14 protein-coding genes are annotated in these 12,301 nt (G+C 44.7%); 8 read left to right on the top strand and 6 right to left on the bottom strand.

Annotated features, from left to right (window positions below):
* The first annotated feature begins 3 nt into the window (after positions 1 to 3).
* From C8R34_RS07860 to C8R34_RS07835, 6 genes are all read left to right on the top strand, one after another.
* Positions 4 to 1,275: a RidA family protein gene (locus tag C8R34_RS07860; protein WP_110339544.1), complete on the top strand. Its 1,272-nt coding sequence runs from the start codon at positions 4 to 6 to the stop codon at positions 1,273 to 1,275.
* Positions 1,276 to 1,574: 299 nt separating this feature from the next.
* Positions 1,575 to 2,222 carry a hypothetical protein gene (locus C8R34_RS07855; protein ID WP_110339542.1) on the top strand — a complete coding sequence of 216 codons (648 nt, stop codon included), beginning with the start codon at positions 1,575 to 1,577 and terminating at the stop codon, positions 2,220 to 2,222.
* Between the two features lie 210 nt (positions 2,223 to 2,432).
* Complete coding sequence (locus C8R34_RS07850) at positions 2,433 to 2,858, top strand: Hsp20/alpha crystallin family protein (RefSeq protein ID WP_110339540.1); 426 nt, start codon at positions 2,433 to 2,435, stop codon at positions 2,856 to 2,858.
* 188 nt (positions 2,859 to 3,046) lie between these two features.
* Complete coding sequence (locus tag C8R34_RS07845; protein ID WP_110339538.1) at positions 3,047 to 4,972, top strand: ATP-binding cassette domain-containing protein; 1,926 nt, start codon at positions 3,047 to 3,049, stop codon at positions 4,970 to 4,972.
* Between the two features lie 106 nt (positions 4,973 to 5,078).
* A complete protein-coding gene (locus C8R34_RS07840; RefSeq protein ID WP_110339536.1) occupies positions 5,079 to 5,405 on the top strand; it encodes a cytochrome c in 327 nt (108 codons plus the stop codon).
* A gap of 27 nt (positions 5,406 to 5,432) precedes the next feature.
* Positions 5,433 to 5,762 (top strand): cytochrome c, encoded by a 330-nt coding sequence (locus C8R34_RS07835; RefSeq protein ID WP_110339534.1) that lies wholly within the window; start codon positions 5,433 to 5,435, stop codon positions 5,760 to 5,762.
* 90 nt (positions 5,763 to 5,852) lie between these two features.
* Here C8R34_RS07835 and C8R34_RS07830 read toward each other — a convergent pair whose 3' ends face one another.
* The 6 genes from C8R34_RS07830 to aat are packed head-to-tail and all read right to left on the bottom strand — an operon-like array spanning position 5,853 to position 10,102.
* Positions 5,853 to 6,293, bottom strand: a complete 441-nt coding sequence (locus C8R34_RS07830; protein WP_110339532.1) for a DUF1841 family protein — start codon at positions 6,291 to 6,293, stop codon at positions 5,853 to 5,855.
* Between the two features lie 13 nt (positions 6,294 to 6,306).
* Positions 6,307 to 6,939, bottom strand: coding sequence for an endonuclease III (gene nth, locus C8R34_RS07825; protein ID WP_110339530.1), 633 nt, complete (start codon positions 6,937 to 6,939; stop codon positions 6,307 to 6,309).
* The gene (gene rsxB / locus C8R34_RS07820) at positions 6,926 to 7,618 is read right to left on the bottom strand and encodes an electron transport complex subunit RsxB (protein ID WP_110339528.1); all 693 of its coding nucleotides are present in this window, start codon (positions 7,616 to 7,618) and stop codon (positions 6,926 to 6,928) included. The genes nth and rsxB overlap by 14 nt, the downstream gene beginning before the upstream one ends.
* A 1-nt stretch (position 7,619) precedes the next feature.
* Positions 7,620 to 8,654 (bottom strand): quinone-dependent dihydroorotate dehydrogenase, encoded by a 1,035-nt coding sequence (locus tag C8R34_RS07815; protein WP_110339526.1) that lies wholly within the window; start codon positions 8,652 to 8,654, stop codon positions 7,620 to 7,622.
* A 40-nt stretch (positions 8,655 to 8,694) separates the two neighbouring features.
* Positions 8,695 to 9,402: an arginyltransferase gene (locus tag C8R34_RS07810; RefSeq protein WP_110339524.1), complete on the bottom strand. Its 708-nt coding sequence runs from the start codon at positions 9,400 to 9,402 to the stop codon at positions 8,695 to 8,697.
* The gene (aat, locus tag C8R34_RS07805; RefSeq protein WP_110339522.1) at positions 9,395 to 10,102 is read right to left on the bottom strand and encodes a leucyl/phenylalanyl-tRNA--protein transferase; all 708 of its coding nucleotides are present in this window, start codon (positions 10,100 to 10,102) and stop codon (positions 9,395 to 9,397) included. The genes C8R34_RS07810 and aat overlap by 8 nt, the downstream gene beginning before the upstream one ends.
* Before the next feature lie 131 nt (positions 10,103 to 10,233).
* Here aat and C8R34_RS07800 point away from each other — a divergent pair, with 131 nt between their 5' ends.
* Together C8R34_RS07800 and C8R34_RS07795 are read left to right on the top strand one after the other, a co-directional pair.
* A complete protein-coding gene (locus C8R34_RS07800; RefSeq protein WP_110339520.1) occupies positions 10,234 to 11,157 on the top strand; it encodes a porin family protein in 924 nt (307 codons plus the stop codon).
* Between the two features lie 306 nt (positions 11,158 to 11,463).
* Positions 11,464 to 12,294 carry an inositol monophosphatase family protein gene (locus tag C8R34_RS07795; protein ID WP_110339518.1) on the top strand — a complete coding sequence of 277 codons (831 nt, stop codon included), beginning with the start codon at positions 11,464 to 11,466 and terminating at the stop codon, positions 12,292 to 12,294.
* Positions 12,295 to 12,301 lie beyond the last annotated feature (7 nt).

Here is a 12,301-nt window from a genome sequence, read left to right as displayed (position 1 = left end):
GTCATGAGTGGCTATAATGTTGTATTGGCAAGAAATACGAACAGTGCTCCAAAAGGTGTGGGGCCATGTTCACAAACTGTAGCTTTCTCTCATTACAATAATCTTTCAGCTCAATTACCTATCGATCCAAAATCTGGTGAGATTGTAGCTGGTGGCGTAAAAGAGCAGGCTGAGCAATGCTTAAGAAATATTAAGGCAATTGTAGAAAGCATCGACCATGCAATGAGCGATGTTATTAGAATCACCGTATTCGTTAAAAATATCTCAGATATTGACGCTGTAGACGAAGTTTATAAAACATTCTTTCCGACCTATGTTCCTACACGGACAACAGTCGCAGTTGCAGCTTTACCTATGGATGCTTTGGTACAAATTGAAGCACTTGTTTCAAACGGTGTAGGTTCAATTCCAAACGCGCCACAGGCAGGCAACCTCATAAAGCTTACAAATAACACGAGCAATGCGCCAAAAAATCCGCTATCTACACAAACTGTAGCTTTTTCTCATTACAACAATCTTTCAGCTCAATTACCTATCGATCCAAAATCTGGAACAATTGTAGCTGGTGGTGTAAAAGAGCAGGCTAGGCAATGCTTAAAAAATATCAAAGCAATTTTAGAAAGTATCGATGTTCCTTTTGACGATATTGTTAGAATCACTATATTCCTTAAAAGCCTCTCGGATATTGAAGCCGTAAACGAAGTTTATACAACACTCTTCCCAGACTCGGGTATCGCCAGAGCCGTAGGTTATTTCCCTGCACGGACAATAATTGAAGTAGCAGCTTTACCTATGCATGCTTTGGTACAAATTGAGGCAGTTGTGTCACACGGAGACGGTACGCCCCCGCAAGCTGTTGAAGACAGGCATGGAATCATCATAGAAGCAAACAATACGGAAAACGCACCAAAAGACTCTCTATCTACACAAACTGTGGCTTTTTCTCATTACAACCATATTTCAGCTCAGTTAGGTATCGATCCAAAATCAGGTAAAGTGGTAGCTGGTGGTGTAAAAGAACAGGCTGGGCAGTGCTTAAAAAATATCAAGGCAATTTTAGAAAGTATCGACCATAGTATGGACGATGTAGTTAAAATAAATATTGCCCTTAAAAATATCGCAGATATTGATGCTGTAGACGAGGTTTACACAACATTTTTTCCAGGCGGTGTTCCTGCGCGAAGAATAATTGGCGTATCAGCGTTACTTAAAGATGCTTTAGTCCAAATCGATGCCGTTGCAGGAAACAAAGAAGGAACACCTCCAAAAGCATAATAGGTATTTGTATTCATAGAAAAGGGAGCCGAGAATGTTCTTTTCAGCTCCCTTTTTTATTTTCTTAGGACATTGAGTACTCCAATAAAGCATATCGAACCGGGTAATCCCATCCTTTGACAAGACCTTAATGTTAGATCAAATCTGAACTACTACACATGAGCCCAACCGGATGATAGCGCTGGCTCAACTGATGAATTTAGATCATCAGGCGGAGCTTGATACTTCCGATTTGCTCAGTTCATTCTTCAAGAATGATATGATCTGGCTCTATGGATGAATAATCAGTTGGAGGAATCATGCGCAGTTCAGAACCTGAATCTGGTTTGAATTTTAATCTGATCATGCCGGCCGCATTATTGCTGGTTTTATTAGTCGTACCCTTCTCGGTCAATTCTTTTATGCATATGCTGTCGGCTAAAAAGCATTTTAATACGCTGATGATGAAGATTCCGATTGATAGTAATGCGATCACAATCCCATCAGCAGCCAAACAATATGAACCTTTCGACGTGACTCTAAATCTGGAAACGAAGCAGCTTTCTAAGTTTTTGAACGAAATTGTTTCGACAGCATCTGAAGGCACCGCAATACAAGGGATTGTCGGCGTGGTGTCGCCAAACATGAAGGCGGAAATTGCAGGTGAGGATTTTGCGATTGACAAGCAGGGGCCGCAAGAACAGCTATCTGTATATGGCGGGAAGGCAGATTGGCGCTGGCGTGTTACACCGGAATCATCGGGATCTCATGAGTTGAAATTTCAGCTGCATCTAGTAACGCAACATAATGGTCAGCAGAGCACCAAAGTTCTTGATCTTGCCGAAGCGAGCTTTTCTGTTCAGGCAAATCCATCGGAATGGTTTAAGCGTAATGGGTTATGGATTGCTCTACTGCTGTTGGTGCCTGTTGCGATCATTTTCGGGTTGCGGCGTCGTTATGCGCGATAGAATCACTTTTACAATGGCTGCCGATAATTTTCTATTAGCTTTTTGTTTGGTCGCTTGAAAAAAAACGAATGATCCTTATATCGGTTTCTGAAGTTGTATTGTTGTAACTGTAAAAACGCCGCATTGAAAGTTTAGCGATTACAGATTGAATGGGGCGTTGATGTTGTTGATACGCAATGTACTTTTTTAATCGATAAGGAGAAATGTATTATGGCCATTACACGTTATGAACCCTGGGGTTTATTGAGTCAACTGCAAAGGGAATTGGAACGCAACGTTGCTGAAGGCTCTACTGCAACTGCGGAGTGGGCGCCTGCCGTTGATATTAAGGAAGAAGCCGATAAATTTGTTATTCATGCCGATATTCCCGGTGTCAAGCCTGAAGAGATAGATATCAGCATGGAAGATGGTGTACTCACAATCAAAGGCGAGAAGAAATCGGAAAGTAAAACTGAGAAAGAAGGTTATAAGCGTGTTGAGCGCACGTACGGTTCCTTCTACAGACGTTTCAGTTTGCCGGATACGGCAAATGCTGCAGCAATCTCGGCATCGTCGAAACATGGCGTGCTGGAAGTTGTGATACCAAAGCGTGAAGCCGTGCAACCGAAAAAAATCAGTGTGACAGCAGCGGAATGATTCAATTAATCTGAACTTTCCAACTCAGTGCGCTTTAGAGATTAGGGACATAATGTAAAAATGGAGTCTTCGGGCTCCATTTTTATTTATACTTGTTTTGCCAAGCTTGATAAAGCATGACAAAATAGTCGCTTGTTTCCTTGAAAATCCTGATGAATTCCACAGATCAGCAGTTTTAAACTTCCCCGATGCCACTTATTACACTGGAAAATGCCTGTTTGGCTTTTGGCCATCATGCCTTGCTGGATCATGCAAGCTTACAGCTTGATCCGGGTGAGCGTGTTGGTTTGATCGGTAGAAATGGCGGAGGTAAATCAAGTTTGCTGCGCGCCTTATCAAGTGAAATAAAACTGGACGATGGCATACTTTGGCTTGCTCCTAACTTGAAGTTGGCTTATGTGCCACAAGAACCCATACTGAGTCCCGCTAATACGGTCTATCAGGAAGTTGCAACGGGTCTGGGTAACATCAGTCAGATATTGCTGGATTATCATGCAGTCTCTCATGCGTTAAGTGAAGCGACAGAAGATACGCAAGCGCTACTGATTCGATTACAAGATCTGCAAGGTGCTCTAGAGGCTCAGGAAGGTTGGAATCTGCAAGCAAAAATAGAGACGGTCATCGACAAACTCAATCTGCCTACAGATACTTTGATTGCGCACCTTTCCGGTGGCCTAAAAAAAAGAGTGGCGCTGGCGCGTGCGCTGGTGGTATCGCCTGATGTGTTGTTACTTGATGAACCCACTAATCATCTCGATTTTTCATCCATTGAATGGTTGGAAGGATTGCTGCAAGATTTCTTGGGGAGTGTCCTGTTTATTACGCATGATCGGCGCTTTCTGGATAATGTGGCGACAAGAATCATCGAGCTGGATCGCGGAAAATTGGAATCTTTTTCCGGGAAATTTACCGATTATCAACGCAAAAAAGCAGAAATGCTGGAAGTTGAAGCGGTTCATAACCAGAAATTTGATAAAGTCTTGGCACAGGAAGAAGTCTGGATACGTAAAGGAATTGAAGCACGACGCACCCGTAATGAGGGCAGGGTTAGAAAATTAGAAGCATTGCGCCTGGAGCGTGCGGCGCGACGAGAAAAAGTGGGCAAAGCCAATATCAGTGTGGATGTAGGCGAGCGCTCGGGTAAACTGGTTGCTGAGCTGGAACATGTCAGTAAAAATTACGGTGATAAAATCATTATCGAAGATTTCTCCTGTCGTGTTATGCGGGGTGATCGAGTAGGGTTACTAGGACCCAACGGTGCTGGAAAATCGACCTTATTAAAATTGATCCTCGGTGAGTTACAACCTGATTCCGGTAAAATTCAACAAGGCACCAAGCTAGCGGTTGCTTATTTTGATCAAATGCGTGAGCAGCTCAATGAAGATATGATTCTGACGGATACCATCAGTCAGGGTTCTGAATTTGTGGAGATTAACGGTAAGCGCAAGCATGTCATCAGCTATCTGGAGGATTTCCTGTTTGCACCGGAGCGTGCTCGCTCTCCAGTCAAATCCCTGTCAGGGGGTGAAAGAAATCGTTTATTGTTGGCACGTTTATTTACCCGCCCTGCCAATGTCTTGGTGCTGGACGAACCAACCAATGATCTGGATATTGAGACACTCGAGCTACTGGAAACCTTGTTGCAGGACTATACCGGTACATTATTTCTGGTCAGTCACGACCGTGAATTTCTTGATAATGTAGTAACGCAAGTAATTGCATTTGAAGGAAATGGAAAATTATGTGAATATATTGGCGGTTACGAAGATTGGGTACGTGCAAGAAATTTTGAAGATGATATTAGGCGGCAGAAAATATCATCGAAGCAGTCAGAAACTTCGTCACCCAGTATTTCTAGATCCCCCGAGCTTGTTCGAGCTAAAAAACTGAGTTATCAAGAAGCGCGCGAGCTTGAGTCATTACCTGGTAAAATTGATACCTTGGAGCGAGAGCAAGCGAATATTACATTGCGTCTGAACGAACCAACTATTTATCGTGATTTTCCAGATGAAGTAAAAGCGTTACAAGCCCGCTTTACTATGATTGAAGAAGAACTAACAGATTGTCTTGCAAGATGGGAAAAATTAGAGTCAAAATCTACCATGAAAACGTAGCGCCTGCGACAAATTTCCCCATAAACAACATGGACATGCTTGCACTTATACATTGACCAAATCGGGCGCATCGTTTAAAGTTCAACTTTTGAGAAGAGGAGGTTACATGAAACAAAAATCGATTATGAGTTTATTACTTGCCTTGGGTATGCTTTTTGCATTTTCTGGGGTAACTCAGGCGGCTGGGGATGCAGCAGCAGCAAAGGACAAAACCTCAATGTGTGAAGGGTGCCACGGAATTCCCGGCTACAAGACAGCTTTCCCATCTGCTTATCATGTTCCTAAACTGGGTGGACAGCATGCAGAGTACATCATAAAAGCATTGGAAGGCTACAAAAATGGCACCCGCAGTCATCCTACTATGACAGGCCTTGCTAAAACATTATCTCAGCAAGATATTGAGGATCTTGCCGCTTATTATGCCAAAAATTAATTAAGTCATTAACGCAAGGAACGAATTATGAAGAATTATGTGATAGCCGCTTTGAGCGGTGCAGCCTTGATACTATCTAGTCAAGTAATGGCTGCTGATATTGAAGCAGGTAAAAGTAAAGCAGCTGAAGTTTGTGCTTCATGTCATGGTGCTGATGGTAATAGCCCAGCGCCTGCTTTCCCAAAGATTGGTGGACAATACAGAACATACTTAGTAAAAGCACTGAGCGATTATAAATCTGGTACCAGGAACGATCCAATTATGGCTGGAATGGTCGCTAATTTGAGTAAAGCAGATATTGAAAATTTGGCCTTCTATTATTCAAGCCAACCAGGCAATCTGAACTCGAACAAGTAGAGTTCAACACAAACACCAATAAAAACAAATTTGTTGGGTTTTCAAATTTAAGAATGGGATAAAATTACGGATTGGTTTTATCCCGTTTTCTTATTGATCTATTGAATTGAGCTGTCTGTCCAGACATTCAAAATAAATCGTTGCATCCGGTGCAGATTGCATGCGCTGCGCTTGCCAGATCATTTCCGCTAAACATTCCATCATTAGATGTGCAGCTGCATGCTCATCCCCTACATTTATCTGCAGGCGTGCAAAGCGTTCACAAATACCGACGGGCTGGTTGATTGATAATTGTTCTTTGATCGCCACATGCATGCTCATATGTAAAAACGGATTGGTATCACCCATCTCAGGTAAATAATCCTTATCAAGATAGCGCTCGGCATCATCCAGGATGTGATGATATTCCGGGTGCAGCAATATCGCTTCCAGTGCAATCGTCTCAATACCCGATAATATTTCCCCTTGGCGATACCTGCGCCAGGTATCAAAAAATAATTGGCGTGCCTGTTCTCTGGACGGTTTAAACATAGTGTGATCGAGCTCAAATAGTTTTGTTTTTATACTCGCAGAGATGGTTAATCTTGCATACTGCACATTCCGGTTTTCTGGCTTTACACACGTATCGACCGTGAAGAATGAGCCAATGGTGCGCATCCAGGCGAAACTCTTTGGGCACTACTTTGAGTAGCTTTAATTCTACCTCCAGAACATTCTTGCCGGGTGCAATACCGGTGCGATTAGCAATCCGGAAAATGTGCGTATCGACTGCGATGGTAGGTTCGCCAAATGCTGTGTTCAGAATCACATTCGCCGTTTTACGCCCAACGCCGGGTAATTTCTCCAGTTGTTCCCGTGTGCGAGGCACCTTGCTATGGTGCTGCTGTATCAGTAATTGGCAGGTTGCCAGAATATTCTTGGCCTTGGTTTTATATAATCCAATACTTTTTATAAATTCGGTTAAGCCCTGCTCACCCAAGGCAAGAATTTTTTCGGGAGTACTGGCCTGTGGAAATAATTTTCTGGTTGCCAGATTTACGCTTTTGTCGGTGGCTTGCGCGGAGAGAATAACAGCGATCAATAGTTCAAATGGCGAACGGTATTCCAATTCAGTGGTGGGATGCGGATTTGCTGATTTCAGACAAGCAAAAATTTCATGACGCTTAGCTGAGTTCATGGGGTTTTGTCGGTGAATTGTTTGAGGCTGCCCGTGTTCGAGCGGCTATTGCACGCTTTATCGCTGCTTGAACAATGGCCTGCTTGCGCTCTTCCGCTGATGCTGGGGTTATCGCGGATTGCACGATATTTTTGTGTTTGAGTGATTTGTTATTGGCTTGTTTCTCTCGTTCAAGCCGTTGTTGCCTGAATTGATAGCGTGAACGCGCCCTATCTGCAACCTGCTTCTTAATCGTATCGGCTGGCAGATTAAGTACGTCATTCATATGTTCATCGATCGGAATCAAGCTGATGCAATTCATCGGGCAGGGGGCAATGCATAGTTCACACCCTGTACATTCTGCAGCAATCACGGTGTGCATTTGTTTGGCCGCACCGACGATGGCATCGACAGGACAGGATTGAATGCAAAATGTGCAGCCGATGCACATGCGCTCATCGATCGAGGCGATGGATCTGGGTTTGGGAAAACCATGCGATGTATTCAGCGGCTTAGGTTGTACACCCAGCAATTCCGCCAATTTATAAATGCCTTCGACATCTCCGGGCGGGCACTGATTAATATCCGCGTGGCCTGTCGCGATGGCTTCCGCATAAGGCCTGCATCCGGAGAAACCGCATTGCCCACATTGGGTTTGCGGCAAAATGGCATCTATTTTTTCTATCAGTTGCTGATCCATTTTAATCAAAGCTCCGTTTTGCTTTGTCGGCACAAACGGCCTGTGCAATTTCTTTGACCAAATCAGGGCCACGATAAATCAAACCGGTATATAACTGTATCAAGCTGGCGCCGGCTTTGAGTTTATCCTGCGCATCGCGTGCCGACATAATGCCGCCGACACCAATGATAGGAATGGCACCTTGTAAACAGTGATGCAGTTGATGAATAACCGCGGTGGCACGCTGCGTCAGCGGAGCGCCGCTTAATCCGCCGCTTTCCTGTGCTATTGGCAGATGCTCGATTCCAGTGCGTGAGATGGTTGTATTGGTCGCAATCACACCATCCACTTGATGTTTCATCAGTGAGGCAGCAATTGACTCAATTTGTGCCACCTCAAGATCGGGGGCAATTTTTACCACCATCGGCACATATTTTCCATGCACTTGTGCCAGTTTTACTTGCTCGGATTTTAGTTGGCCCAACAGTTGATCGAGCGCATCGGTAGCTTGTAATTGCCGCAAATTTTGTGTATTCGGCGATGAAATATTGACAGTGATGTAACTGGCATAGCGATAAACTTTTCGTAAGCCAATCAGATAATCATCCGCTGCTTTCTCCAACGGCGTATCAAAATTCTTGCCGATGTTAATGCCCAGTACGCCTTGATAATCCGAACGTTTGACATTTTCTATCAAGCGATCCACGCCATGATTATTAAAGCCCAATCGATTAATCACGGCATTTGCTTCAGGAACACGAAAAATACGCGGCGCCGGATTACCTGACTGAGGTCGTGGTGTCACCGTGCCAATCTCAATAAAACCAAATCCCAACGCAGCGAGTGCACCCAAGTGCTCGCCATTTTTGTCCAATCCGGCGGCAAGTCCGACGGGGTTGGGGAAAGCCAAGCCCATGATTGTACGTGGCTGACAGACAATCGGCGTGTTTTTCAGTAATCCGAGTTTTCTGGCATTCTCAATTGCGCTGAAAGTAATGCAATGCGCGGATTCCGGGTCAAGTTTGAAAAGCAGTGGGCGAAGGAGTGTATAGAGCATGCGGAATTTTATCCTGAACGACTGGCGGTTTAAATACGTTTCAAGTAAGACTGTCGCTATCCAGCAATTGCCATTGACCATCCATTAGGATTTCCAATGGTTGAAAATTGACTTTATAGCGCATCTTGCGGTTCTCTTTGATCCAGTAGCCCAGATACAGATAAGGTAAACCAAGTTTCCGGCACTGTTCAATCTGCCATAGGATGTTGTAAGTGCCAAAACTTGCATGGGTGACATCTGCGTCATAAAAAGTATAAACCGATGAAAGTCCGTCGGGCAGCACATCGATAATACTGATCATGCGTAACGCTTCACCTTCATGGAATTCGACCAGTTTGGAATTCACATGACTTTGTAATAAAAAATTCTGGTACTGCTCAAAGCAATCATTGTCCATACCGCCACCCGCATGGCGTTTTGTCTGATAATGTTGATAGAGTGCATAATGATCCGCTTTGTAATGAAGTGCGTGCTGCGTAGCTGTCAGATGTTGATGATGCTTCCATGCGCGGCGTTGCGCACGCTTGTAAACAAACGCATTGACATTGACGCGTACCGATAGGCAAGCATGACAATGTTCACAATTGGGGCGATAAATATAATGACCGCTACGGCGAAACCCAGCCTGCAGTAATTTCCCATACGTTTGCGCGTCGATCGGATAATCCGGCGTGACCACTTCAGAACACGCCAGCCTGTCGGGTAAATAGCTACAGGAATAAGGGTGGGTAGTGTGAAATTTAAGCACGGGTATCGCTCATTGTACGATCGAAATTCCAATGACTGCTCGGTTCAAATTGGGTTATCAGCGTCTCTAACTTTTGACTGAATTCCAGTCTGGAAATTTCCCGTGCACCCAAAGTTGCCAGATGGTCAGTTCTAACCTGACAATCAATCAAACCAAACCCCCAATATTGTAATTGCTTTACCAGATGTACGAAGGCGATTTTTGATGCATCCGGTACGCGCGAAAACATGGATTCGCCGAAAAACACCTTATCCAGCGCTACACCATAAAGTCCGCCGACAAGTACGCCATCCACCCAGGTTTCCACGCAATGCGCCAATCCCATTTCATGCAGCGCAGTGTAAGCGGCGATCATCTCCGGGTGTATCCAAGTGCCGGCTTGTCCTTTACGCGGTGCAGCGCATGCGTGCATAACCTGGCTGAAACTGCAATCGGTGCGAATTTGGTAGTGGTCCTTGTCAAGTGTTTTGCGCAAAGAGCGAGAAATCTTTAATTCACTGGGAAACAGTACCATACGTGGATCAGGGCTCCACCAAAATATTGGGTCGTCTTCGTTAAACCAAGGAAAAATACCTTTGCTGTAAGCCTCAAGCAAACGCTGTGGCGAAAGATCTCCGCCGGCTGCCAATAAGCCGTTGGGCTCTCTGAGTGCACTCTCCACCGATGGAAAAGAAGAGCAAGATCTAACGCTGGAACTCATAAAATTTTTCAAAAATAAATACTGATTGATAATAACTTGATACAGATCAAGGTTCCTATTTTAACGTTTATCTATTATCAGATTTCAATCTAGAACCTAAAAATAAAGAAAATATATAAAAGGAGACTCAAGTGAAAAATATTTTTGACAGAATGCGGCAGGCTTCCCGCATCGCTGCGAGTTTATTTGTTGTAGTCGGTGCAATGGCAGCGCCCAATGCGCTGGCTTATGATAAGGCGGCGGAACGTATCAAGCAATTGGAACAAAGCTTGCAGGCCATTCAGGCTGAATTGCAAAAAATGAAATCTGAATCCGCTCAGGCTGCGCAAAAGGTTAGAAGTATAGAGCAAACAACTAGTCAGACAGAACAGAAATTAAATAGTCTCGAAGAAAGGAAGGTTGTGTTGACAGAAAGGGTAGATCCATTAACGCAACGCATTGGTTCGGATATAACAGAAAAAACTCGTTTGCTGCACTTCCGTGGCGGCTTTGCGCACATGATGAATCACCGCGACGGTGTGTCCATACAAAGTCAAGTGTCTCCGGTTGGAGCTCAGGATCAATCTGATAAGCAAGGTTGGTATGTTGGAGCTGGTATTGATTGGGGGCTGACCAGAGATATGTGGGGACTTCTACCCAAGACGACTGTTTTTGCAGAACTGATGTTTGAGTATAAGCAATTTGGTGCGCATGTTCTGGGCAATGGAGCAGTAGGTAATGCTCCCAGCATGTTAGCAGGCGGCGCAGTGAATCCGGTTAATGTAACGGTTAGCCAATTTACAGTATCCGCATCACCCAAAATAAAATTTTTCGAAGGGTCAAAAATTAGACCCTGGATTATTCCTGCAGGTTTGGCAGTTCACGTCATGAGCCCGCCATCCGAATCCATTACGGTTCTGGCGCCTGGAGTTCAATTTGGTGCGGGTGTTGATTACAACATCTGGAAGGATTTCTTTGTCGGCATTGAGGGTCGCTATCACTTGACAGCCGGCAGGACAGACGGCGTTAATTTGAGTGGCATGACGGCGGGTGGTTATGTTGGAATTGGTTTCTAAAGATTCAAATGCTGAGGAAGGCGAGAGAAAAAGCGATGAATTAGCAGTACATTGGTTTAGGCAAAAAATTAATAGTCTTTCCTCGTTTTTATAGCATTGTATTTTTGTTTCGTGTGCAACAGAAGGGTATGAGAGCTTACGAAGCCTTTACACCTCACTATTTTTTGTGAGGTGTTTTTTTTTGTTATGCTGCCCGGTAAAAGGAATAATTTTTTTACCTGCACAGTGTTTTTAACTATATAAAACCAAGCGAGCAAGGTGGATTCATATTAAAATCGCGCTTCTGTTTAATTCTGAATCAAAAACATGCATCCAATGCTAACCATCGCGGTGAAAGCCGCGCGCCGTGCTGGCAGTATTATTAATCGGGCATCACAGAATCTGGATTTGCTCAATGTGTCGAAAAAATCGCACAGCGATTATGTCAGTGAAGTGGATGGTGCGGCTGAAGACGCTATCATCAAGGTGTTATTAACGGCTTATCCCGATCATGCGATTCTGGCGGAAGAAAGCGGTCGCCAAGGTGATCATAAAAAATCCGAGTTTCAATGGATTATTGATCCGCTGGATGGCACAACCAATTTTCTGCATGGTTTTCCCAAGTATTCGGTTTCCATTGCGGTCCGGCACAAAGGCGTGCTGAGCCACGCAGTAGTTTACGATCCCGTCTTGAATGAGTTATTTACCGCCAGCCGGGGTAGTGGCGCTTATTTGAACGATCACCGCATTCGTGTCAGTAAGCGGTCACGGTTTGAAGATTGCTTGATCGGTACGGGAATTCCATTTCGGGATTTGACGCATATCGATGCTTACTTTGCCATGCTAAAGGACATTGTGCCGCGCACTGCGGGGATTCGGCGGCCAGGTTCGGCAGCATTGGATCTGGCCTATGTGGCAGCGGGTCGCTATGACGGTTTCTGGGAAATTGGATTGGCACCGTGGGATATGGCGGCTGGCTGCTTGCTGATTACCGAAGCGGGCGGATTGGTTGGTGATTTGGAAGGCAACGGAACACAGTTGGAGAGCGGCCAGGTTATTGCCGGAAATCCGAAAGTATTCGGACAGTTGCTGCAGGTGATTGCGCCACATCTGACACCGGAACTGATTGAAGTACAGCGGACTGCCAAGCCTATTTAGTCAAATT

The sequence above is a fragment of the Nitrosomonas sp. Nm84 genome (genome assembly GCF_003201565.1).
Classification (GTDB): domain Bacteria; phylum Pseudomonadota; class Gammaproteobacteria; order Burkholderiales; family Nitrosomonadaceae; genus Nitrosomonas.
The sequence above is the reverse complement of the archived record's forward strand: the minus strand, read 5'-3'. Positions and strand labels throughout refer to the sequence as shown.